Below are 22804 nucleotides of genomic sequence, written 5' to 3'. Positions count from 1 at the left end.
CGGGGCCACGAACGATTGCCGGGGAACGACAAGACCGTGCTGCTCCAACTGCTCGCCGCCGCCGGCGACCATCTCCATTTCGCCGATCTCGGGCTCGATCCGGTGGCGATCAACCTCGGCTTCTTCCAGATCAAATGGTATTCGCTGGCCTATATCGCCGGCATCCTGATCGGCTGGTGGTATCTGCTCAAGCTGCTCGCCCAGCCCGGCGCGCCGATGGCGCGGCGCCATGCCGACGACCTCGTCTTCTACGCCACGCTCGGCATCATCCTCGGCGGGCGGCTCGGCTATGTGCTGTTCTACGCGCCCAACATGATCTGGGAATCGCCGCTGCAGATCGTGCGGCTGTGGGACGGCGGCATGTCGTTCCATGGCGGCGTGATCGGCACGACGATCGCGATCATCCTGCTCGCGCGCCGGCACAAGCTCGATTGGCTGCGCATCCATGATTATGTCGCCTGCGTCGCGCCGTTCGGGCTTTTCTTCGGGCGCCTCGCCAATTTCGTGAACGGCGAGCTGTGGGGAAAGCCGGCGAACGTCCCCTGGGCGATCGTCTTCCGCAACACGGTTCAGACCGGGCTGCCGGAGCCCGCGCGCCATCCGAGCCAGCTCTACGAGGCGGGGCTTGAGGGTATCCTGCTCTTCGTCGTGCTGTGGTTCTTCTTCTGGCGCACCGATTCGCGCTACCAGCCCGGCAAGCTCGTCGGCATCTTCGTGCTCGGCTACGGTCTGTGCCGCTTCTTCGTCGAGTTCTTCCGCGAGCCCGATGCCCAGCTGGTCTGGCTGGTCGATGCGACCGGCCTGCACATGGGCCAGTGGCTGTGCATCCCGATGATCATCGGCGGCGGCTGGCTGGTCGCCACGGCGAAGCGCCGTCGCCAACGCGTCGAGCCGATCGCGGGATCGGAAAGCGTCGCCTGATCCCTGCCGGGATGACGGCAGGGGCCGAAGACGTTAGGGACGCGGCGTGACCGATCCCGACAATCCCCTTGCCGCCACGCCCGGGCAGCGCAGCGAGAACGCCGCCGCGCCGGCGCTCGCCGAGCGCCTCTCGCGCGCGATCACGCTCGCCGGGCCGATTCCGCTGTCGCAATTCATGGCGGCCGCCAACGCGCATTATTACGGCACGCGCGACCCGCTCGGCGCGCGCGGCGACTTCACCACCGCGCCCGAGATCAGCCAGATGTTCGGCGAGCTGATCGGGCTGTGGCTCGCCGACCTCTGGGATCGCGCCGGGCGGCCCGAGGCGCGCTATGTCGAGCTCGGGCCGGGGCGCGGCACGCTGGCCGCCGATGCGCTGCGCGCGATGGGCAAGGCCGGGCTCGCCCCGCCGGTTCATTTCGTCGAGAACAGCCCGACCTTGCGCGCCGCGCAGGCCGAGCGCGTGCCGGGTGCCGAATGGCATCTCGAGCTGACCAGCGTCGAGGATGACCACCCGCTGCTGATCGTCGCCAACGAGTTCTTCGACGCGCTGCCGATCCGCCAGCTGGTCGCGACCGGCGAAGGCTGGCGCGAAAGACTGGTCGCCTGTCAGGACACGCTGTTCCTGCCGATCGCCGGCGATCGCAGCTTCGACATGATCATCCCGCGCGATCTGCGCGGCGCGACGCCCGGATCGATCCTCGAGACCTCGCCCGCAAGCGTCGCGGTGCTGCGCGGGCTCGCCGGACGGCTGCTCGAACAGGGCGGCGCGGCGCTGATCATCGACTATGGCTATGAGGGCCCGGCGGTGGGCGACACGCTGCAGGCGGTGCGCGGGCACGCCTTCGCCAATCCGTTCGAGGATCCGGGCGAGGCCGATCTCACTGCGCATGTCGACTTCGCCACGCTCAAGGAAGCCGCCGAGGCCGAGGGGCTGGTCGTCCACGGCCCGGTGACGCAGGGCGCGTTCCTCGCGGCGCTGGGGATCGGCGCGCGGACCGAGGCGCTGGCCAAGGCTGCGCCCGATCGCGCCGAAGCGCTTGCCGGCGACCGCGACCGGCTGATCGATCCCGAGCAGATGGGCGAGCTGTTCAAGGTGATCGCGCTCACCGCGCCGGGCTGGCCGGTGCCGGCGGGTTTCGCATGATCCGCTATCGCGACGCCGCGTCCGCCGATCTGCCCGCGATCGACGCGCTGTTCCGCGAGAGCTTCATCGCGACCTTCGGTCATCTCTACAGCCCGGAGAACCTCGCGATCTTCCTCGCCAAATTCACGCCCGAAGCATGGGCGGAGGAACTGGCGACACCCGGCGTCGCGCTTCGTCTCGCCGAGGACGACGCGGGGCCGGTGGGCTATTGCAAGCTCGGCCCGGTCACTCTTCCCGTCGCGCCAAGGCCCGCGCCGATCGAGCTGCGCCAGCTCTATCTGCGCGAACGCGGCAAGGGCAGCGGCGCGGCGCAGGCGCTGATGGACTGGGCGCTCGACACGGCGCGCAGCCGCGGCGCCGCGACGCTTTGGCTCTCGGTCTATATCGACAACCACCGCGCCCGGCGCTTCTACGAGCGCTACGGCTTCGTCGATCGCGGCCGCTATGCGTTCATGGTCGGCGAGCATGAGGATGAAGACCGCTTGATGAGCCTCGACCTGTGAGTGAAGTCGAAGTGATCCGCGCCCGTGCGCTCGACGGCGTGGCGCACGGCTTTCTCGGGCGCCGCGGCGGCGTATCGACCGGCATGGTCGCGGGGCTCAATGTCGGCACCGGCTCGGCCGACGATCCCGAGGCGATCGCCGAGAATCGCCGCCGCGCCGGCGAAGCGGTGATCCCGGGCGCACGGCTGGTCACGCCCTATCAGGTCCATTCGCCCGATGCGGTGGCGGTGATCGCGCCGTTCGAGGAGCGGCTCCGCCCGCGCGCCGACGCGCTGGTCACCGATCGGCCCGGACTCGCGCTGGGCATTCTCACCGCCGATTGCGCGCCGGTGCTGCTCGCCGATCGCGCGGCGGGCGTGGTCGGCGCAGCGCATGCCGGGTGGAAGGGCGCGGTGGCCGGAGTCACCGATTCGACGATCGCGCTGATGGAGAGCCTCGGCGCGCAGCGCGCGCGCATCGTCGCCGCGGTCGGCCCCTGCATCGCCCGCGCCAGCTACGAAGTCGATGACGGCTTCTTCCGCGGCTTCGTCGAAGTCGATCCGGCGAACGAGCGCTTCTTCGCCGACGGCAAGCCCGGGCATCACCAGTTCGACCTCGAAGCCTATGTCGCGCACCGGCTCGCCGCCGCGGGCGTGCGGACGATCGAGACGCTGGGGCTCGACACTTATTCGGACGAGAGCCGTTTCTACAGCTTCCGTCGCGCCACCCATCGCGGCGAACCCGATTACGGCCGGCAGATCGCGATAATTGGTATCAGTTGAGACCTTTCTTCGGCTAGGGAGCGATTAAACCAAAAATCTGGAGAGCCCATGACCGACGAGACCGAAGCCGAGCTGACCGGCGCCACGCCGCGCCGCCGCCCCAAGGCGAGCGTCGACAAGGTCGGCGCGCGCAAGCTCAAGCCCGCGACGATGATGATGGGCCATGGCTATGATCCGGTGCTCTCCGAAGGCTCGCTCAAGCCGCCGATCTTCCTGACCTCGACCTTTGTCTTCCCCAATGCCGCGGCGGGCAAGCGCCACTTCGAAGGCGTCACCGGCAAGCGCCCGGGCGGCGCCGAGGGGCTGGTCTATTCGCGCTTCAACGGCCCCAATCAGGAGATTCTCGAGGACCGGCTGTCGGTTTGGGAAGAGGCCGAGGATGCGCTCGCCTTTTCCAGCGGCATGTCGGCGATCGCCACCTTGTTCCTGTCGATGGTCAAGCCCGGCGACACGATCGTCCATTCGGGCCCGCTCTACGCCGCGACCGAGACGCTGATCGCGCGCATCCTCGGCCGTTTCGGGGTGCATTGGCTCGACTTCCCCGCCGGCGCCACCCGCGCCGAGATCGATGCGGTGCTCGGCAAGGCGGCGAGCGGCAATGTCGCGCTGATCTATCTCGAATCGCCTGCCAATCCGACCAACGCGCTGGTCGATGTCGAGGCGGTCGCGGCCAGCCGCGACGCGATCTTCACCGGCGCCAACAAGCCGCCGATCGCGATCGACAACACCTTTCTCGGCCCGCTCTGGGCGAAGCCGCTCGAGCAGGGTGCCGACATCGTCGTCTATTCGCTGACCAAATATGCCGGCGGCCATTCGGATCTCGTCGCGGGCGGCGTGCTCGGCTCGAAGGAGCACATCAACACGATCCGGCTGATGCGCAACACGATCGGCACGATCTGCGATCCCAACACCGCGTGGATGCTGCTCCGCAGCCTCGAGACGCTCGAGCTGCGGATGAGCCGCGCCGGCGAGAATGCCGCCAAGGTCTGCGAGTTCCTCCGCCAGCATCCCAAGGTCGAGCATGTCGGCTATCTCGGCTTCCTCGAGGATGGCAGCCGTCAGGCCGATATCTACAAGCGCCATTGCACCGGCGCCGGATCGACCTTCTCGCTCTATCTCAAAGGTGGCGAGAAGGAGGCCTTCGCATTTCTCGACGCGCTCAAGATCGCCAAGCTCGCGGTCAGCCTCGGCGGCACCGAGACGCTCGCCAGCCACCCCGCGGGGATGACCCATCTCTCGGTTCCGGAGGCGCGCAAGCAGGCGCTCGGCATCACCGACAATCTCGTCCGCATCTCGATCGGAGTCGAGGATGCCGACGATCTGATCGCCGATTTCGAGGAAGCGTTGAAGACGGTGTGAGCACCGATATCCTCTCCCTGAGGGGAGGATATCGATCTCAGCGCAGCGTCAAATCGCGGGTGCGGTCGGTGGCCGGAGGGGTCACCGGCCCGCCCGCGAAATAGGCTTCGATCGCTTCGAGATCGCCAATGCCGGTCAGGAATTCGGTGCCGGCGGTCAGCGTGGTGAAGCCGTCGCCGCCATTGGCGAGGAAGTTGCTGACCACCACGCGGTAGGTCCGCGCCTCGTCGATCGGCGCGCCGTTCAGCCGCGGGTCGACGACGCGCTGCCCCACCGGCTTGCCCAGATCATAGCCGAAGGTGAAGCCGCGCGAGACCAGGAGCAAATTGCGTCCGCCCGCCTTGTTCTCGTCGAACTGCTGCTCGAGCACCGCGCGCAGCTGCCCGCCCGTCAGGCTCTTGACCACGAGCATGTTGGCGAAGGGCTGCGCGGCATAGATGTCGCCGAAGGTGATCGTCCCGTCGGCGCGCGGCGTGAGCGATGTCCGCACGCTGCCGGCGTTCATGAAGGCGATCTCGGCGCCGCCCTTGTCCGCCGCCGCCGTCGCGGCGAGCTGGACGTCGGCGAGGAGATTGCCCAGCACCTGCTCGTGCATGACCTCCTCGCTGCGCGGCGCGGGGGCGGTCAGCTTGCCGATCGGTCGCTCGGCATAGCTTTTCGCGGCCGCGGCATAGCGCGCCACCAACGCCGCGATCCGCGGATCCGCCGCGAAGCGCGGGTAGCGATCGCTCGGCATGCTCCCCCTGGGTCCGGCAAATGTCTCGGCCTGGACAAGGATGTTGTTCGCGCGCCTCGCGACCACGCGCTTTGCCACCGGATCGATGTCGAGCGCGATGTCGGTCAGCAGCGTGCCGCCATAGCCCGCGCTGGTCAGCAGCAGCGACCGGCTCGGATCGATGCTGCCATAGTCGCAGACATAGGCCTGGTGCGTGTGCCCCGACACGACGAGATCGACGCGCGGATCGAGCCGCTGCAGGATCAGGAAGATGTCGCCACCCAGCCCGTCGCAGCTGTTCGCGTCGAACGCGGTCCTGGTGTCGGCGCCCTGGTGGATCAGCACGACGATCGCGTCGGCGCCCTCGGCCTTGAGCTTCGGGACCAGCGCATTGACCGTGTCCGCCTCGTCCTCGAACCTCAGCCCCTCGATTCCGCTCGCCATCACCAATGTCGACGTGCCCTTGAGCGTCATGCCGATGAAGCCGATGCGAACCTGCCGCTTGCCCTCGCCGAAGCTGCGGATCCCGGTGCCCGGGAACAGCGTGCCGCCGTTTTCCTTCGCGACATTGGCGGCGAGATAGCGGAATTTCGCGCCCGTGAACGGCTCGACCGCGCAGGGCTGGCGCCGCGTGTTCTTCTCGCACCCACCGTCCTGCAGCCGGTGCAGCTCCTTCTGCCCGCGATCGAATTCATGGTTGCCGACAGCGTTGAAGTCGACTCCGATCAGGTTCATCGCATGGATCGTCGGCTCGTCGAGGAACATCGACGACACCAGCGGGCTCGCGCTGATCATATCGCCCGCCGAGACGGTGATGCTGTTGGCATGGCCCTCGCGCAATTTCGCCACCGCCGAGGCGAAATAGGCCGCGCCGCCCGCCGCGATGCGCTGCCTGGCGCCGCCTTCGCCGGGGAGGTCGACCGCGAGCTTGCCGGGCTCGAGATTGCCGTGAAAATCGTTGAATGCGATGATCTGCACCGAGACCGGCGCCGCCGCGGGCGCTGCGCCCGGCTCCGCCACACGCCCTGCGCATCCGGCGAGCGCCGCCGCCGCCAGCGTCAAGATCACGAACCGCATTGCCCCACCTCCGTCCGCCACGCCCGTGGCGGGGAGATGTTACCGCGTAATTTCCGCGCGCGTCAGCCCCACAACCGCGCGCGATAGGCCGCGAAGCAGCGCGCGCCGCAGTTGAGCCGGATCAGCGCGCCCTCGGCCATTGCGGTGGCGCGGCGCGGATCCTCCTCGACCGCGGGGCGGATCGCCTCGCGGTTCCAATCCTCGCTGTGCTTGATGTCGAGCACCGCGTGGAGCGTGAAATAGCGCGCCTCCTTCGGGCTGAGCCCGACGCGCTTGAGCCCCTCGGCGACCAGCGCCGCGCGGCCGGGCGCGGTCAATTCGATCACGCCGAGCGCGCCCACCGAATGCCAGGCATAGCGCCGGTTGGTCGCCATCGCCGTCATTGCATTGGCGAGGCTCAGACTCTCCCACACGGTCCTCTCGATGACGGGATCGACGTCGAGCGTCTCGACCAGCGCATCGAGCATCGGGCCGTGCATGCCCTTGGCGGTGCCGTGGCCCATCTCGTCCCAATAATTGCGGGCGAGCTCGAGCTTGGGGCGCACGGGCAGCTTGACCTGCGTCATCGCGACAAGATCGTCGAACCCGGCCTCGCCCGCGGCTTCCTGCTCGAAGAACCAGCGCAGTTCGTCGCGGTCCGCGCGCTCGGCCAGCCACGGGAACAGCGGATCGCCCTGCCCGGGCCCGCGTTCCTTCAGTCCTTCGAACCAGGCGATGAAGCCTTCGACATCGGTAGGCGCCGCCGCAGCCTCCTCGGCGACTTCAGCGCGCAGCTCCTCAAGGAACGCGCCCTCCAGTCGCTGCATGCGCAGGTCGCGCTCGAAGACGCGGCTCCAGTCCTCGCCCGGAAACCCGGGCTCGAGCCGCTCGCGGTTCCAGTGCGCGAGCCCCCGCTGGAAGCTGTCCGTAAGAAATTGCGAGCCCGCGTCGTTCGCGAAGCTTCGTAGCCGTGTCGCCATATCGGGATGATCTCCTGCCGGTGTCTCAACCGGCAGGGCCGCGCGAAGGTTCCCGAACGCGCGGCTAGCTTCGGGCACAAGCCGTTGATCTTTAACCCAAACCAATCAGGCGATCAGCGGCTCGTCCAGTGCTTCGTCGAGCCGCCGCAAATCGGCGCCGCGAGTCTCGCGCCCGAACCACGCGACGAGGCCGAGCGCGGTGAGCGTCGGCACCATGATCGCCGCCGCCGCCCAGCCCATCGCGGGGACGAGCGCGGTGATCGACAGCAATTGCGCGAGCACGCCGCCCGCCTTGGTGCACGCCGCCACCCAGCCGGTCGCCCGCCCGCGCACCCGCATCGGGAAACTCTCGGCGGTATAGGGCAGCACGATCGCGATGATCCCGTTCGAGCCGACGATCAGCAACGCCACCGGGAGCACCGGGCTCATCCCGCCGACCAATTCGAGCCACATCACCCCGACGAGCCCGAGAAAGGTGATGCCGATCACCGTGACGAGCGACCATTTGGTGCTCCAGCGGCTGTATATAAAGGCGCAGAGGAACACCGTCGGAAACGCGATCAGCGCCGAGGCGGCGAGCAGCTTGCTCGATACCGCGACCGAATAGCCCTTGCTCACCAGATCGGCCGGCAGCCAGAGCAACAGGCCGAAATTGATCAACCCCCAGGCAATCGCCGCGGTCGACAGCGCGACCAGCTTGCCGATCAGCTTCGCGCCGGTCAGCGGGGCATGCACCCCCGCCGCCTGGGGCAGCGCGGAACGTGGCGGGGCGACGGTGCGGACCGTCGCGCCGAACCGCGCCATCACCGCCGCCGCTTCGGCGCGGCGCCCGCGGGCCAGCAGAAACTTGGCCGATTCGGGGATGAGCACGCCCAGCATCACCAGCAGCAGCCCGGTCGGCAGGTTGAGCAGCCACAATATCCGCCAGCCGAAAATCGGCTGGAGCAGCGCCGATGCGCCGCTCGCCGCGAAATAGCCGCCGACCGCGCCGAGCCCGCCGACGAGCACGAGGCTCCAGCCGCGATGCCTGCTCGGCATCATCTCGGCGAGCAGCGCATAGGTGACCGGCAACATGCCGCCCGCCGCGGCGCCCATCATGAAGCACATGCCGATATTCCAGGCGAGGCTCGGCATCGCGCCGCAGATCGAAGTGCCGACGAACATCACCGCCGAGAGCAGGATCGTCGCCTTGCGGCCATAGATGTCGGCGAGGACGCCCCAGACCACCGAGCCGGTGACCGTGCCGAGCAGCGCGAAGAAGGGCACCAGCGACACGGTCGCTTTGGGCACGCCATATTCCACGATCATGCCCGGCACGGTGAAGCCCAATGCAGCGGGCTTCATGATGTCGATGACCAGCGCGACCACCAGCACGAACATCAGCGTCCAGTGCGCCGGGCCGAGATGCGCGTCCTCGGGCGCGGCGATCTCGAAATTCTCGCGCGCCGCCAGCTGCGCCGAGACGTCGCGCGGCAGCAGCCCCCACGCGGCGACGAGGCAGCCAGCGATGATCAGCGCCATCCCGCCGACCATGTCCCAGCCCATCGGCATGCCGACCAGCATGAAGTGCATGTGCCGGCCCATCAGGAACATCGGGATGTGCATCAGCACCCCGGCGGTGACCGCCGCGCAGCCGAGCACGAACAGCCAGACGCCGCGTCGATCGATGAAAGTGCTGCTGGCCTGAACGCCCATTCCCCCGCCTCTTCCCCTGCCCCATTTGCTTGTGTTAGCGCTAACTTCATACCGCGCCGGGGCCAACCCCGGGCATAGAGGAGAGCGACGTGAAGGGCAAAATCGGACGCCGGCTGCTGGGCATCGGTCTTCTCGCGGGCGCGGCGGCGCTGCCCCGCGCCGCGGTGGCGCAGGACGATCTCCGGCTGAACGATTCGGGCTATTTCGAAGCGCGCGGAGTCAACCTTCTCGTCTTCTCCAACTGGTATGACGGGCTGTTCGCCGATGCGAAGATCAGCGGCGTCGAGATCATCCAGCAAGGCGAGCGCACCGCGACCAATGGCGATGTCCGCCTCTCCGCCACGCCGGGGCAATGGGATCCGATCGGCCGAATGGTGAAGCGCGACGTCGATGCGAAGACCGGCGCGATCGAGGCGCTGCTCGAATATCCCGACTACAAGTTCCAGTACCACATCCGCGCCGAGCGCAAGGCGGACGGCGTGCACATCGCCGTGATCCTCGACCAGCCTTTGCCCGCGACGCTCGCCGGCAAGGCGGGTCTCAATCTCGAATTCCTGCCCTCGGCCTATTTCCACAAGAGCTTCCTCGCCGACGGCAAGCCGGGCGCCTTCCCGATCTATCCCGCGGGCGACATGATCGCGGGCGGCGCGCGCAACGCGGCGAGCGGCCGCGATTTCGGCCCCGGCGCCGAGCCGCTCCCGATGGCCTCCGGCAAGACGCTGGTGCTCGCGCCCGAAGACGCGACGCGGCGCGTCACGCTGCGCGCGGCGACGGGCGAGCTGCAGCTCTTCGACGGGCGCAACCAGGCGCAGAATGGCTGGTTCGTGGTGCGCAGCCTGCTGCCGTCGGAGCGGACGGGCCGGGTGATCGAATGGATCGTGGCGCCCAACAGCGTGCCCGGCTGGCTCCGCGCGCCGGTGATCGGCCATTCACAGCTCGGCTACACGCCCGCGCAGGCCAAGGTCGCGGTGATCGAGCTCGACGCCAACGCCAGGCCCGCCGGCCCGGCGCGGCTGCTGCGCATCGATGCGACCGGCAAGGCCACCCCCGCGCTCTCCGCGGTGCCCAGAGCATGGGGCAAATATCTGCGCTACAATTATCTCAGCTTCGACTTCAGCGCCGTCCGCCAGCCGGGGCTCTACCAGCTCGACTATGGCGGCAAGCGCACCCACAGCTTCCGCATCGCCGACGACGTCTATGCCGATGCGTGGCATCCGGGCCTCGACGTCTATCTGCCCGTCCAGATGGACCATATGCTGGTCAACGAGGCCTATCGCGTCTGGCACGGCGACAGCCACCGCGACGATGCGCGGCAGGCGCCGGTCGACCACGAGCATATCGATCTCTATCGGCAAGGGCCGACCACCGACACGAGGTTCAGGCCGGGCGAGCATATCCCCGGGCTCGACGTTGGCGGCTGGCTCGACGCGGGCGATTTCGACATCCGCACCCAGACCCAATATGCCGTGGTCCGCACGCTGGTCGGCATCTGGGAGGAGCATAAGCCGACGCGCGACCAGACGCTCGTCGATCAGGACCTCCGCCGCGTCGAGATGCACGTCCCCGACGGCAAGCCCGACCTGCTCCAGCAGATCGAGCATGGCGTGCGCTACCTCGCCTCGATGTACGACGCGGTCGGCTATGCGGTGCACGGCGTGGTCGAGCCCGATGTCGCGCAATATACGCACCTGGGCGACGCCGCCTCGAAGACCGACGGGCTGCTCTACGATCCAGATCTCAAGTTCGGCGAGCGCAAGGGCAATCGCAGCGGCACCCCCGACGACCGCTGGGTGTTCACCAGCAAATCGAGCGCGCTCAACTATGGCTCGGCGGCGGCGCTGGCGGCGGCGAGCCGGGCGTTGCGCGGCTATGACGACGCGCTCGCCGACAAGGCGCTCCGGCGCGCGCGCGCCGTCTGGGACGAGGAGCATGGCCATGCGCCCAACACTTTCAGCCATGGCAACACCACCGGCGGCTGGCTGCCCGGCGAGGAATTCACCGCCGCAGTCGAGCTGCTCGCGACGACGAAGGATCCGCAATATGCCGCGCGGGTGACCGCGCTCTGGCCCGAGATCGCGCCGCGCTTCCCGCAATATGCCCAGACCGCGCTGCAGGCGCTGCCGTTCATGGACGGGGCGTATCGCGCCAAGGCCGAGGCCGAAGTGCGTAAGCTCAAGGCGAGCAGCACGCCCTTCACCGGCGCCAATCCGTACGGCGTGCCGATCACCACCGGTGGCTGGGCGGGCAATGGCGCGGTGATCCAGTCCGGCCTCACCGATTATGCCATCCACAAGGCGTTCCCGGCGCTGAGCGACGGCAGCCAGGTGTTCCGCGCGCTCGACTATCTCCACGGCACGCACCCGGGATCGGATCTGTCGTTCGTGTCGGGAGTGGGCACGCGCTCGAAGGAAGTCGCCTATGGCAGCAACCGCGCCGACTTCTCGTTCATCGCCGGCGGCGTGGTCCCCGGCGCGCTGATCCTCAAGCCCGATTTCCCCGAGAACAGCGAGAACTGGCCGTTCTTCTGGGGCGAGAACGAATATGTCGTGAACATGAGCCCGAGCTATATCGCGCTGGTGCAAGCGGCGATCGATCTGGGGAAGCGCTGAAACTTAAATCCTCCCCCGAAGGGGGGGACCGCGAAGCGGCGGAGGGGTAGTCGCCACAAGGCGGCAGCGTCGCTCGCGGAGACTAACTCTCCACCAGCTTCGCTGGTTCCCCTCTCCCTCCGGGAGAGGATTGCCGTCTTATGCGACAGATAGGTGCGGAAGCGGTTGGACGCAGCGCATTCCCATGCTTTAACCCGCGCCCATGCCCAGTCGCTTCCGCCGCGCGCTTGCCGCGCTCGCCGCCCTTTCGCTCACCACTGCCCCCCTTCTCGCCCAGACCGCGTATGACAGCGTCGATCCGTTCATCGGCACTGGCGGCGAGGGACATACCTTCCCCGGCGCGGTCGCGCCGTTCGGGATGGTGCAGCTGAGCCCCGACACCGACACCGGCTGCAAGATCCGCGAATGCTATGGCCATGCCGCCGGCTATCGCCATGACGATCCGACGATCCAGGGCTTCTCGCACACCCATTTCTCGGGCGCCGGCCATTCGGACCTCGGCGACTTCCTCGTCATGCCCGCGGCAGGCGAGAGAGTGCTGCTCGAACCCGGCGACCCCAGGCAGCCAGGCTCGGGCTATCGTTCGCGCTTCAGCCATGACAGCGAGACCGCGCAGCCCGGCTATTACGGCGTCACGCTCGCCGATTCGGGGATCCGCGCCGAGCTGACCGCGGGTACGCGCGTCGGCGTGCATCGCTATGCCTTCCCCACCGGTGCGCCCGCGCATCTGATCCTCGACCTGCGCTCCAGCCTGTACAATTACCCCGGCAAGACGCTCTGGTCGTCGATCCGCATCCGCCCGGACGGCACGATCACCGGCATGCGCGAGACGCGCGGCTGGGCGCCGGCGCGCAAGCTGTTCTTCGCGATGCGTCCCTCGGCGCCGCTCACCGGCCACAGCTTTCTCAACCGCGAGGAGAAGGTCGAGTATCGCGGCTTCCAGGGCCCGAGCCGCGGCCGCGACGATGCCGACCAGCTCGAAGGTCGCGCGCTCGTCGCCCGGTTCGACTTCGGCAAGCTCGATCGGCCGCTCGAGCTCAAGGTCGCGATCTCGGCGGTGGACGAGGACGGCGCGATCGCCAATCTCGACACCGAACGCGGCAATTTCGACACGGTCCGCGCCAAGACCCGCGCCGCTTGGGAGCAGGCGCTCGGCGCGATCGAGCTCGACGCGCCCGCACCGATCAAGACCAAGGTGCAGACCGCGCTCTATCACGCGCTGATGGCGCCGAGCGTCTTCTCCGACGCCGACGGCCGCTATCGCGGGCCCGACGATCAGGTTCACAAGGCCGAAGGCTTCACCTTCCACTCGACCTTCTCGCTCTGGGATACGTTCCGCGCCGAGCATCCCTTGCTGCTCCTCGTCCAGCCCGAGCAGCGCAACGCCGACTTCGTCCAGTCGCTGATCGCCAGCCAGCAGGCGAGCCCGTTCGGCATCCTGCCGGTCTGGCAGTTCCACGGCCGCGAGACATGGACGATGATCGGCTATCACGCCGTCCCGGTGATCGCCGACGCGTATCTGAAGGGCGTGCGCGGCTTCGACGCCAACGCCGCGCTCGACGCGATGGTCAAGAGTGCCAGCTACGGCGCCTATGGCGGGCTCGATCACTATATGAAGCTCGGTTACGTGCCGATCGACAAGGAGCCCGAGGCGGCCTCCAAGACCGTCGAATATGCCTATGACGACTGGACGATCGCCCGCATGGCCCGCGCGCTGGGCAAGGACGATGTCGCCGCCGCGTTCGAGAAACGCGCCGGCAACTGGCGCAACAGCTTCGACGCGAAGACCGGCTTCCTCCGCGCCCGCAAGGCGGATGGTAGCTTCCGCGTGCCGTTCGATCCCACCGCGATCAACTATGGCTCGGACTATACCGAGGGCAACGCCTGGCAATATTCGTGGTTCGTGCCGCACGACCAGGCGGCGATGTTCGCCTTGCTCGGCGGCGACAAAGCCGCGGTCAAGAAGCTCGACGCGATGTTCGACTTCGACAATTCGAAGCTCGATTACAGCCATGCCGAGGACATTGCCGGGCTGATCGGCCAATATATCCACGGCAACGAGCCGAGCCACCACGTCGCCTATCTCTACAATTTCGCCGGCCAGCCGTGGCGCACGCAGGAGCGGCTCAAGCAGATCGTCGAGAGCCAGTACAAGACCGGCCCCGAGGGCCTGTCGGGCAATGACGATCTCGGCCAGATGTCGTCATGGCTCGTGTTCACGGCGCTGGGCTTCTACCCGGTCGCGCCGGGATCGAACCAATATGTGCTCGGCCGTCCCTTCGTTAACCGCGCCGCGCTGACGCTGCCCAACGGCAAGCGCTTCACTGTGGTCACCGACGGCCTGTCGGACGCTAATCGCTATGTCGGCAAGGTCACGCTCAACGGCAAGCCGCTGGCGCGCAGCTACATCACCCATGACGAGGTGACGGCGGGCGGCGAGCTGCGCTTCACGATGCAGGCAAAGCCGAACCGGAGCTGGGCAACCGGCAAGGCGGCCCGCCCATTCTCGACGAGCGCCGCCCGCTAGAGCCTCGCCCTGCCGTCACCCCGGCATTTGGCCGGGGACGCGATCAGGGGCTGTCGGGTTCGTCGTCGTCGTTCGTCGAAACGTAGATGGCCGTTCCGATGATGGCGGCGGTGGCGATGAGGATGATGGCCACCGATCCGTTGAGATCGCTCGATTTTTCGCCGGCGGTCGCTGCGCGTTGCAGCGACAGCATCGATGTCGATGCCTGAGCGACGGGCACCGAGGCCGCGCCGAACGTCAGCGCCGATGCCGCCACGAGCTTGAGTGTACGCATAGCAAGCCTTTCATACTACAAAGGCCTCCCCGGGACAGGCTGTCACTGCTCGGCGGCATCGTCCACCACCGCGCGACGAGCCGCCCCAATCCAAGGGTCGGGCCAGCGCCACCGGCCGGGGGCCGGGTGTTGCGGCACGCCGGCGCGGCTATCGCTTGCAGCCGCCCGCCATTTTCGACGGGCATAGCGCGCTACGGCGAACCGATCGTCGCGCGGAAGAAGTCAGCGAGCCGGCGATACCATTCGGCGTCGTGCATGTTGGTGACGCGGGCATGATCGCGGCCTGGCACGAGCCATAGGGATTTCGGTCCCGGCGCAGCATCGTAGAGCGCACGCGTTTCGTCGCCCGGCGTGAACCGATCCTCTGCCCCGCCGACGACGAACACAGGGCCGTGATAGTCTGCGATCGCGGCGATCGGAGAGATGCGCGAAGGCCAGACGCCGAAGCGGGGGAGCGACTGCAGGCTGAGAAAGGGCTCGCCGATCGCGCCGCCCACCGGGGTCAACTGCGTGGCGAGGCGGTTGTAGATCGCGCGGCGAATGTCGGAGAATACCGCGACCAGCACCAGCGCATCCGCCGGCACGGCCCCGTCCCGCCCGACCAACGTCGCCGCGCCACCGAGCGAGACGCCGACCACGCCGACCCGCGCGCCGCGCTGCTGCTTCTTGAGCCAGTCGAATGCGGCACGCGCATCGAGCCCCTCGTCGAGCCCGAAACTGTGATCGGTGATCGCCGAACGACCATGACCGCGCAGATCGATCGCCAGCGCGGCATAGCCCTGCGCGGCGAACCAGGCGGCGACAGGCGCCGTCTGCTCACGCGAGGCGCCGACGCCGTGGAGGAACAGGATCGCGGGGGCATTCGCGGTGCGGCCCGGCCAATAGCTTCCCGAAATCGCGCTGCCGTCGCGCGCGCGAAGCCCAACCTCGTGCGCGGGCGCCTGCGGTGGCGCCACTGGCGAAGCCGTGCCGTGGACGAGCAGCGAGCCGACGCCCCAGCTTGCGGCGATACCGAGCAGCAGCACCGCGCCGACGCCCGCGCCGATCTTGCCGCTCAGGCCCAATACCGCGTTTCCCGGCTCAGCCGTCGCCGACGCGCTCGATATCGGCGCCGACGCCCTGGAGCTTCTCCTCGAGCCGCTCGTACCCGCGATCGAGATGATAGACGCGGCTGACCTGGGTCTCGCCCTCGGCGACGAGGCCGGCGATGATCAGGCTCATCGATGCGCGCAGATCGGTTGCCATCACCGGTGCGCCGACCAGTCTGGTCGGCCCATGCACCACTGCGGTGCGCCCGCGCACGTCGATATGCGCGCCCATGCGCGCCAGCTCGGGCACGTGCATGTAGCGGTTCTCGAAGATCGTCTCGGTGAACACGCTGGCGCCCTCGGCAACGAGCTGCATCGCCATGAATTGCGCCTGCATGTCGGTTGCGAAGCCCGGGAACGGCGCAGTCGACAAGGTGAGCGGCTTGAGCGAGCCCTCCGCCGCAATGCGGATCCCGCTCTTCTTCTCCTCGACCGTCACGCCGGCCTGGGTGAGCGCATCGAGCGTCGCGCGCATGTCGTTCGCCGCGGCGCCGACCAGCTCGACATCGCCGCCGGTGATCGCCGCGGCGCAGGCGTAGCTGCCCGCCTCGATCCGGTCGGGCATCACCGCATAGGTCGCGCCGTGCAGGCGATCCTTGCCTTCGATCTCCAGACGCTCGGTGCCGATGCCGCTGATCTGCGCGCCCATCGCGACGAGCAGATTGCAGAGATCGACGATCTCGGGCTCGCGCGCGGCATTGTCGAGCACGGTGGTGCCCTTGCACGTTACCGCCGCCATCAGCGCGTTCTCGGTCGCGCCGACCGACACCACCGGGAAGCTGAAGCGGCCACCCGCTAGGCGCCCGCCCGGCGCGCTCGCCTTCACATAACCGGCAGCAACGTCGATCTCGGCGCCCATCGCCTGGAGCGCCTTGAGGTGCAGGTCGATCGGGCGGTTGCCGATCGCGCAGCCGCCGGGGAGCGACACCGTCGCCTCGCCGGCGCGGCCGAGCAGCGGGCCGAGCACGAGGATCGACGCGCGCATCTTGCGCACGATGTCATAGGGCGCGACGGTCGAGGTCAGCTTGCCGGCGCGGGTGGTCAGCACCCGGCCGAAATCATTGGGCCGGGTGCCTTCGATCGCAGTCGAGGCACCGAGCTCGTTGAGCAGATGGCCGAAACTGTCGACATCGGCGAGGCGCGGCAGATTTCTGAGCGTCAGCGGCTCATCGGTCAGCAATGCGCAGGGCATCAGCGTGAGCGCGGCGTTCTTGGCGCCCGAAATGGCGATTTTGCCCGAAAGGCGCTTGCCGCCGCGGATGAGGATACGGTCCATGGCGGAGCTTCTAGCCGCTCGCCACGCACGCGCAAGCGCTGCAGTCCGTGAATTCGATTGATCGACTTTAATGCATTGATTCCACGGCACTGCTTTCACGGTGCGCGGGGGGAATGCAAAAGCGTGTCGGGTAGTTGTTTCGCGGACATTCTGGGCGAGCTCGTCGATCTGACCGATGGCGAGCGGACGGCTCTGGAAAAATTGGAGGAACGCCAGCGGCCACTGCGCCGCGGGGCGGTGTTGCTGCGCGAGAACGAGGCGTGCAACGAGCTCTTCGTCCTCCGCAAGGGGCTGATGATGAGCTATGTGCTGCTCGACGATGGCAGCCGGCAGATCCTGCGCTTCCTGTTCCCCGGCGACATGCTCGGCGTGTCGAGCGCGATCTATCGCGAGGCGCCCGAGACGTTGGCGGCACTGTCCGATTGCGTCGTCTCACCGTTCGATCGCGCCGCGCTGGCCGAGATCATGCGCGAGCATCCGCGGCTCTCGGCGCTGGTGCTGGTCTATTCGCAGATCGAGCGCGTCGCGCTGACCGACCGGCTCGCGGCGCTCGGCCGGACCAGCGCCAAGGCGCGCGTCGCCGCCTTGCTGCTCGAGCTGCGCAACCGGTTGCGCGCCACCGACAGGAGCATCGCCAACGTCTTCGCGCTCGGACTGACGCAGGAGGAAGTGGGCGACGCGACCGGGCTGACGGCCGTGCACGTCAACCGTATGCTCCGCCAGCTCGCCGAGGACGGGCTGATCACGCGCGGCTCGGGCCGCGTCACGCTCGAGGACGAGCATGCGCTGGCGCGCGCGGCGAATTACGTGAACCGGTACGAAGGGCTGGATCTAGGCTGGCTGCCGCAGCCGCGGAGCTGAGCGATCAGCGGTCCGTGCTCCGGCGCAGGCCGGAGCACATGGGTGGACCGGCTGAGGAAAGCTGTTCCTACGCCTTCTCCAGCGTGCACTGGAGCGGGTGCTGATTCTGCCGGGCGAAGTCGATCACCTGCGCCACCTTGGTCTCGGCGACCTCGTAGCTGAACACGCCGCACACGCCGACACCGCGCTGGTGAACGTGGAGCATCACCCGCGTCGCTTCCTCCATGTCCATGCGGAAGAAGCGCTGCAGGCACAGCACGACGAACTCCATCGGGGTATAATCGTCGTTGAGCATCAGCACGCGATAAGGCGTGGGCTTCTTGGTGCGGGTGCGGGTTCGCGTCGCGAGCCCCACTGCGGGATCGCGCGTGCCGGTATCGTCATCGCCGTCTTCGGCCATCCGGATCGTGAAATTGCTGATTTCGGCCATCCTGCTGAAAATATGGGTTCGCCGGAGTCGAGGCAAGGCCGCAGCGGCGCCATTAATCTTCAAAAAGAGGCGCGTCCCGCCAAAACGAAAGGGCGGCCGCCTTTCGGCAGCCGCCCCGTTACGCAGTTACTGGAGCGCGAAACGCTCAGGCGTTGGTCTTCACCTTCTCGGCGGCAACCGCGAAGCGGTTCGAGATCGGCTGCGCGGCGTCGCCGGCGAGCTTGATCACGGCTTCGGTGTTCTTCGAGGCTTCGGCGACATAGGCGTCGAACGCGCCGCGAACGAAGTCGCTCTGAAGCTTGAAGAATTCGGTCGGCGACTTGACGGTCGCGAGCGTCTTCAGCGCGGTGGTCGCGCTCTCGAACGACTTGCGGCCATATTCGGCGGCGTCCTGACCCAGCGCTTCGAAGCCCTTGGCGGCGATGCGGCCCGACTCGACGACTGCCTCGAGATTGCCCTTGGCGAAGTCATTGGCTTCCTCGACCAGCTTGGTCGACTTCTCGACGGCGGCCTTGGTGCGGTCGTTCCAGTCGGCGAACAGCGCCTGGGCCTTGGCGGTGTTGGCGGCGGTGTTGTTCTCGAAAGTGGTAGCCATGGTGATGGTTTCCTTGACGATGGGCTCCGCGACGGTCTCGGCGACGGCCTCGGGTGCGTTGACGATATCCGCGACGGCGACTTCGGCCGGCTCTGCCGCGGCTTGAACGGTTTCGACTGCTTCCTGCGACGCGACTTCCACGACCGGATCCGGTCCGGAGGCGTTCACCGGAGCGGCAGCTTCGATGACGGTTTCCGGCGCGGGCTTCTTCTCAGCCTTGGCTGCGACAGCGACTGCCTTGGGCGCGGCCGGCTTGCTGGCGCGCGCCGCAGGCTTCGAAGCGACGGGCTTGGCCGGCGCCTTTGGTCCCTTGGTGGCCATGTGACTCGGTCCCCTGACTATTGCTGCAATGCAGCATATAGGGACTAGTTGCGTGCGCTGCAAGAAGAATTTTGTGCGCTGCACAAATCTCGTTTACGCTACGGAACGAGACATTCAGCGCGTGCGCACATAGCTGCCGGGCGCGTCCTCCAGTGCCTTGAGCTTGCCCTTGCCGGGCACGCGTGCAGCTTTTGCATCCACTTTCGCGGCGTCGACACCGTCGATCCAGCCGATCCAGTCGGGCCACCAGCTGCCCTTGGTCTCGCGGGCTCCCGCCATGAACGCGGCGAGCGTCTCGACCTTCGCGTCATTGACCCAATATTGGTATTTCCCCGCCGCCGGCGGATTGACCACCCCGGCGATATGCCCCGATCCGGCGAGCACGAATTTGAGCGGTCCCTTGAAGTGGTGGGTGATCTTCCAGACGCTCGCCGCGGGCGCGATATGATCCTCGCGGCCGGCCTGGACATAGGTGGGGGTCGTCACCTTGCCGAGATCGATCGGCGTACCGTCGATGGTCAGCGCGCCGGGCACCGCCAGCTTGTTGTCGCGATACAGGTCGGTGAGATAGCTCAGATGCCAGTTCGACGGCAGGTTGGTGACGTCCGAGTTCCAGTGGAGCAAGTCGAACGGCACATAATCCTGCCCCATCAGATAATTGTTGGTGACATAGTTCCAGATCAGATCGCGGCCGCGCAGCAGGTTGAAGGTCGCGGCCATGTAGCGCCCGTCGAGAAAGCCCTCGCCGCCAAGGCTCTTGATCAGCGCGAGCTGGTCGTCGTCGACGAACATGGTCAGATCGCCCGCCTCGCTGAAATCGACCTGCGCGGTGAAGAAGGTCGCGCTCCTGACCTTGGCGCTCTCGCCGCGCGCCGCCAGCACCGCGAGCGTCGCCGCGAGCGTCGTCCCCGCGACGCAATAGCCGATCGCATGGACGCTCTCGACGCCGAGCAGATCGCGGACCGTGTCGATCGCGTCGATCTGGCCGCGCTCGACATAATCGTCCCAGACGACATCCTTCATTTCTGCATCGGCCGATTTCCACGACACCACGAACACGGTCAGCCCCTGCTCGACCGCCCAGCGGATGAAGCTCTTCTCCGGGGTGAGATCGAGGATGTAGAAGCGGTTGATCCAGGGCGGGAAGATGATCAGCGGCGTCGCATAGACCTGCTCGGTGACCGGCGAATACTGGATCAGCTCATAGAGCGGCGTGCGCTTGACCACCTTGCCCGGAGTCATCGCCAGATTCTTGCCGAGCTCGAACGCGCCTTCGGCAGTCTGCGTCATCTGCCCCTTGGAGATGTCCGCCAGCATGTTCTGCAGGCCCTTGAGCAGGCTCTCGCCCTTGGTCTCGACGATCTTCTCGATCACCTGCGGGTTGGTCGCGGGGAAGTTGGTCGGGCTGATCGCATCGATGAAACCGCGCGTCGCGAAGCGGATCTGCTCCTTCTGCTTCGGGTCGACACCCTCGATCGCATCGACGCCCTTCAGCAGATTGTCGGCGATGACGAAGTAGCTCTGGCGGAGGAAATCGAACACCGGCTCCTCGCGCCATTGCGGCGCCTTGAAACGCTTGTCGCGCGCCTGTTCGGGGGTTTCCTCGAACGGCGTCGCGTTGGCCGGATCGAGAAAGCGCTGCCACAGCTGCATCGTATCGGCCCAGAAGCCGGCCCCGGCGCGGAACGCCCCGGTCGGGTCCATCATCGGCGCCGCGTTCATGCTCACCATCGCATCGAAGCCGTGCTCGAGCATCATCTGCTGCGCGCGGCCGAGCACCCAGGTCCAGTGCTGAAGGTCCTCGAGGCTGGGGCTGGGGATCGAGCTCGTGCTATCGTCCATGCGTTTCTCTCCAGCGCGCGTACGGCCCCTTTAGCGGCGCCAAGCCAAGACGTCATTCCCGGACACGCAGGAATCGCGTAGGAACGCTTCACGGCGCAATGCAGCGCCCAACCCCGAGAGAGAAGTGGGAATGTCCGAAGAGTTCTACCGCATCAAGCGTTTGCCGCCTTACGTCATCGCCGAGGTCAACGGCATGCGGGCAGCGGCGCGCGCGGCGGGCGAGGACATCATCGATCTCGGCATGGGCAATCCCGATCTGCCGCCGCCCGACCATGTCATCGAGAAGCTCTGCGAAGTCGCGCGCAAGCCCGACGCGCACGGCTATTCGCAGTCCAAGGGCATTCCGGGCCTGCGCCGCGCCCAAGCCAATTATTATGGCCGCCGCTTCGGCGTCGACGTCGATCCCGAGACCGAAGTGGTGGTGACGATGGGATCGAAGGAGGGGCTCGCCAGCCTCGCCACCGCGATCACCGCGCCGGGCGACGTGATCCTCGCGCCCAATCCGAGCTACCCGATCCACACCTTCGGCTTCATCATCGCCGGGGCGACGATCCGCGCGGTGCCGACCACGCCCGACGAGCATTATTTCGAGAGCCTCGAGCGCGCGATGAACTTCACCGTGCCGCGCCCGTCGATCCTCGTCGTCAACTATCCGTCGAACCCGACCGCCGAGACCGTCGACCTCGCCTTTTACGAGCGGCTCGTTGCGTGGGCGAAGGAGAATCGGGTCTGGATCATATCCGACCTCGCTTATTCCGAGCTCTATTATGACGGCAATCCGACCGTCTCGATCCTGCAGGTCAAGGGCGCCAAGGACGTCGCGATCGAATTCACTTCCCTCTCGAAGACCTATTCGATGGCGGGTTGGCGGATCGGTTTCGCAGTGGGCAACAAGGAGCTTATCGCGGCGATGACTCGCGTGAAGTCATACCTCGATTACGGGGCCTTCACGCCGGTACAGGCGGCTGCGTGCGCGGCGATCAACGGACCGCAGGACATCGTCGAGAAGAACCGCCAACTCTATCACAAGCGCCGCGACGTGCTGGTCGAGAGCTTCGGCCGGGCCGGCTGGGACATCCCCTCGCCGCCCGCGTCGATGTTCGCCTGGGCGCCGCTGCCGCCAGCGCTGGCGCATCTCGGCAGCCTCGAATTCTCGAAGCAGCTGCTCACCCATGCCAAGGTCGCGGTCGCGCCGGGGGTCGGTTACGGCGAGAATGGCGAGGGCTTTGTCCGCATCGCGATGGTCGAGAACGAGCAGCGCCTGCGTCAGGCGGCGCGCAACGTGCGTAAGTATCTTCAGTCGATGGGGGTCAACACGCCGAGCGCGAAGGCCGGCTGACGTCGTCCCCACCCGTCACCCCGGCCTTGTGCCGGGGTTCACTACGCGTCCGAACGAGAAGCTGGAGCCTCAGGCTTCTCGAGCGCGGCCCAGTGGATCCCGGCCCAAAGCCGGAATGACGGATAATGGGCTAGGCGATCTCGCGGTCGAGCAGCTCGTTCACGTCGAGCCCGAGCAGCGCGATATGCTCGCGCACCCGCGGCCAATGACCGGTCAGGAAGCGCTCGCGCTCGGCGACGCGCAGGCGTTCAACCGCGCCCGGCAGCACGAACATGCCGACGCCGCGACGGACCTCGACATAATCCTCGTCCTGGAAGCTCTGATACGCCTTGGCGACGGTCAGCGGGTTGGCGCCGTGCTCGGCGGCGAGCGCGCGAACCGAGGGGAGCTGATCGCCCGCCCGATACTCGCCGCGCAATATCGCTGCAGCAATGCTCGCACGAAGCTTCAGATATACGGGTGAGTCATCGTGCTCGAGCGCTGTCATGGTGCTATAATACACCAA

General features: G+C 67.2%; 19 protein-coding genes. 9 read left to right on the top strand and 10 right to left on the bottom strand.

The window, feature by feature from the left end:
* The first annotated feature begins 36 nt into the window (after positions 1-36).
* The 5 genes from lgt to E5A74_RS15565 all read left to right on the top strand — a co-directional run bounded on the left by lgt (position 37) and on the right by E5A74_RS15565 (position 4691).
* The gene (gene lgt / locus E5A74_RS15585; RefSeq protein ID WP_135986553.1) at positions 37-921 is read left to right on the top strand and encodes a prolipoprotein diacylglyceryl transferase; all 885 of its coding nucleotides are present in this window, start codon (positions 37-39) and stop codon (positions 919-921) included.
* A gap of 175 nt (positions 922-1096) precedes the next feature.
* On the top strand, positions 1097-2068 hold the full coding sequence (locus E5A74_RS15580; RefSeq protein ID WP_208411759.1) for a class I SAM-dependent methyltransferase: 972 nt from the start codon (positions 1097-1099) through the stop codon (positions 2066-2068).
* Positions 2065-2571: a GNAT family N-acetyltransferase gene (locus E5A74_RS15575; protein WP_135986551.1), complete on the top strand. Its 507-nt coding sequence runs from the start codon at positions 2065-2067 to the stop codon at positions 2569-2571. The genes E5A74_RS15580 and E5A74_RS15575 overlap by 4 nt, the downstream gene beginning before the upstream one ends.
* Positions 2568-3332 (top strand): peptidoglycan editing factor PgeF, encoded by a 765-nt coding sequence (gene pgeF, locus E5A74_RS15570; protein ID WP_135986550.1) that lies wholly within the window; start codon positions 2568-2570, stop codon positions 3330-3332. The genes E5A74_RS15575 and pgeF overlap by 4 nt, the downstream gene beginning before the upstream one ends.
* A 48-nt stretch (positions 3333-3380) precedes the next feature.
* Positions 3381-4691 (top strand): cystathionine gamma-synthase family protein, encoded by a 1311-nt coding sequence (locus E5A74_RS15565; RefSeq protein ID WP_135986549.1) that lies wholly within the window; start codon positions 3381-3383, stop codon positions 4689-4691.
* Between the two features lie 37 nt (positions 4692-4728).
* Here E5A74_RS15565 and E5A74_RS15560 read toward each other — a convergent pair whose 3' ends face one another.
* The 3 genes from E5A74_RS15560 to E5A74_RS15550 all read right to left on the bottom strand — a co-directional run bounded on the left by E5A74_RS15560 (position 4729) and on the right by E5A74_RS15550 (position 9137).
* Positions 4729-6483, bottom strand: coding sequence for a bifunctional metallophosphatase/5'-nucleotidase (locus E5A74_RS15560; protein WP_135986548.1), 1755 nt, complete (start codon positions 6481-6483; stop codon positions 4729-4731).
* A 62-nt stretch (positions 6484-6545) separates the two neighbouring features.
* Positions 6546-7442 carry an iron-containing redox enzyme family protein gene (locus E5A74_RS15555; RefSeq protein WP_135986547.1) on the bottom strand — a complete coding sequence of 299 codons (897 nt, stop codon included), beginning with the start codon at positions 7440-7442 and terminating at the stop codon, positions 6546-6548.
* 105 nt (positions 7443-7547) lie between these two features.
* The gene (locus tag E5A74_RS15550) at positions 7548-9137 is read right to left on the bottom strand and encodes an MFS transporter (RefSeq protein WP_135986546.1); all 1590 of its coding nucleotides are present in this window, start codon (positions 9135-9137) and stop codon (positions 7548-7550) included.
* Between the two features lie 89 nt (positions 9138-9226).
* On the opposite strand from E5A74_RS15550, the gene E5A74_RS15545 reads away from it, so the two are divergent.
* Together E5A74_RS15545 and E5A74_RS15540 are read left to right on the top strand one after the other, a co-directional pair.
* Positions 9227-11746 carry a glycoside hydrolase family 9 protein gene (locus E5A74_RS15545; protein ID WP_240699839.1) on the top strand — a complete coding sequence of 840 codons (2520 nt, stop codon included), beginning with the start codon at positions 9227-9229 and terminating at the stop codon, positions 11744-11746.
* 202 nt (positions 11747-11948) lie between these two features.
* Positions 11949-14273, top strand: coding sequence for a GH92 family glycosyl hydrolase (locus tag E5A74_RS15540; RefSeq protein ID WP_135986545.1), 2325 nt, complete (start codon positions 11949-11951; stop codon positions 14271-14273).
* A 43-nt stretch (positions 14274-14316) separates the two neighbouring features.
* Here the strand turns inward: E5A74_RS15540 and E5A74_RS15535 are convergent, their stop codons facing one another.
* From E5A74_RS15535 to murA, 3 genes are all read right to left on the bottom strand, one after another.
* Positions 14317-14547 carry a hypothetical protein gene (locus E5A74_RS15535; RefSeq protein WP_135986544.1) on the bottom strand — a complete coding sequence of 77 codons (231 nt, stop codon included), beginning with the start codon at positions 14545-14547 and terminating at the stop codon, positions 14317-14319.
* A gap of 191 nt (positions 14548-14738) precedes the next feature.
* Positions 14739-15611, bottom strand: a complete 873-nt coding sequence (locus E5A74_RS15530; protein WP_166745634.1) for an alpha/beta hydrolase — start codon at positions 15609-15611, stop codon at positions 14739-14741.
* 16 nt (positions 15612-15627) lie between these two features.
* Entirely contained in the window at positions 15628-16911 is a 1284-nt protein-coding gene (gene murA, locus E5A74_RS15525) for a UDP-N-acetylglucosamine 1-carboxyvinyltransferase (protein ID WP_135986542.1), read from the bottom strand.
* A gap of 123 nt (positions 16912-17034) precedes the next feature.
* Between murA and E5A74_RS15520 the strand changes: the two genes are divergently transcribed.
* On the top strand, positions 17035-17772 hold the full coding sequence (locus E5A74_RS15520) for a Crp/Fnr family transcriptional regulator (protein ID WP_166745635.1): 738 nt from the start codon (positions 17035-17037) through the stop codon (positions 17770-17772).
* A gap of 67 nt (positions 17773-17839) precedes the next feature.
* Here E5A74_RS15520 and clpS read toward each other — a convergent pair whose 3' ends face one another.
* From clpS to E5A74_RS15505, 3 genes are all read right to left on the bottom strand, one after another.
* Positions 17840-18172 (bottom strand): ATP-dependent Clp protease adapter ClpS, encoded by a 333-nt coding sequence (gene clpS / locus E5A74_RS15515; protein WP_135986710.1) that lies wholly within the window; start codon positions 18170-18172, stop codon positions 17840-17842.
* A 175-nt stretch (positions 18173-18347) separates the two neighbouring features.
* Positions 18348-19118: a phasin family protein gene (locus E5A74_RS15510; RefSeq protein ID WP_135986541.1), complete on the bottom strand. Its 771-nt coding sequence runs from the start codon at positions 19116-19118 to the stop codon at positions 18348-18350.
* A 114-nt stretch (positions 19119-19232) separates the two neighbouring features.
* The gene (locus tag E5A74_RS15505) at positions 19233-20960 is read right to left on the bottom strand and encodes a PHA/PHB synthase family protein (RefSeq protein ID WP_135986540.1); all 1728 of its coding nucleotides are present in this window, start codon (positions 20958-20960) and stop codon (positions 19233-19235) included.
* A gap of 130 nt (positions 20961-21090) precedes the next feature.
* Here E5A74_RS15505 and E5A74_RS15500 point away from each other — a divergent pair, with 130 nt between their 5' ends.
* Positions 21091-22299: an LL-diaminopimelate aminotransferase gene (locus E5A74_RS15500; RefSeq protein ID WP_135986539.1), complete on the top strand. Its 1209-nt coding sequence runs from the start codon at positions 21091-21093 to the stop codon at positions 22297-22299.
* Positions 22300-22429: 130 nt separating this feature from the next.
* Here E5A74_RS15500 and E5A74_RS15495 read toward each other — a convergent pair whose 3' ends face one another.
* Positions 22430-22786, bottom strand: a complete 357-nt coding sequence (locus E5A74_RS15495; protein WP_135986538.1) for a GntR family transcriptional regulator — start codon at positions 22784-22786, stop codon at positions 22430-22432.
* Between the last annotated feature and the right edge of the window lie 18 nt (positions 22787-22804).

The organism is Sphingomonas naasensis (assembly GCF_004792695.1).
Taxonomy (GTDB): Bacteria; Pseudomonadota; Alphaproteobacteria; order Sphingomonadales; family Sphingomonadaceae; genus Sphingomonas; species Sphingomonas naasensis.
The sequence above is the reverse complement of the archived record's forward strand: the minus strand, read 5'-3'. Positions and strand labels throughout refer to the sequence as shown.

Coding starts and splice junctions, on each gene's coding strand:
- E5A74_RS15580 (WP_208411759.1), top strand. CDS start 1,097: ATGGCGGCCGCCAACGCGCATTATTACGGCACGCGCGACCCGCTCGGC.
- E5A74_RS15575 (WP_135986551.1), top strand. CDS start 2,065: ATGATCCGCTATCGCGACGCCGCGTCCGCCGATCTGCCCGCGATCGAC.
- E5A74_RS15565 (WP_135986549.1), top strand. CDS start 3,381: ATGACCGACGAGACCGAAGCCGAGCTGACCGGCGCCACGCCGCGCCGC.
- E5A74_RS15560 (WP_135986548.1), bottom strand. CDS start 6,483: ATGCGGTTCGTGATCTTGACGCTGGCGGCGGCGGCGCTCGCCGGATGC.
- E5A74_RS15555 (WP_135986547.1), bottom strand. CDS start 7,442: ATGGCGACACGGCTACGAAGCTTCGCGAACGACGCGGGCTCGCAATTT.
- E5A74_RS15550 (WP_135986546.1), bottom strand. CDS start 9,137: ATGGGCGTTCAGGCCAGCAGCACTTTCATCGATCGACGCGGCGTCTGG.
- E5A74_RS15540 (WP_135986545.1), top strand. CDS start 11,949: ATGCCCAGTCGCTTCCGCCGCGCGCTTGCCGCGCTCGCCGCCCTTTCG.
- E5A74_RS15535 (WP_135986544.1), bottom strand. CDS start 14,547: ATGCGTACACTCAAGCTCGTGGCGGCATCGGCGCTGACGTTCGGCGCG.
- murA (WP_135986542.1), bottom strand. CDS start 16,911: ATGGACCGTATCCTCATCCGCGGCGGCAAGCGCCTTTCGGGCAAAATC.
- clpS (WP_135986710.1), bottom strand. CDS start 18,172: ATGGCCGAAGACGGCGATGACGATACCGGCACGCGCGATCCCGCAGTG.
- E5A74_RS15510 (WP_135986541.1), bottom strand. CDS start 19,118: ATGGCCACCAAGGGACCAAAGGCGCCGGCCAAGCCCGTCGCTTCGAAG.
- E5A74_RS15505 (WP_135986540.1), bottom strand. CDS start 20,960: ATGGACGATAGCACGAGCTCGATCCCCAGCCCCAGCCTCGAGGACCTT.
- E5A74_RS15500 (WP_135986539.1), top strand. CDS start 21,091: ATGTCCGAAGAGTTCTACCGCATCAAGCGTTTGCCGCCTTACGTCATC.
- E5A74_RS15495 (WP_135986538.1), bottom strand. CDS start 22,786: ATGACAGCGCTCGAGCACGATGACTCACCCGTATATCTGAAGCTTCGT.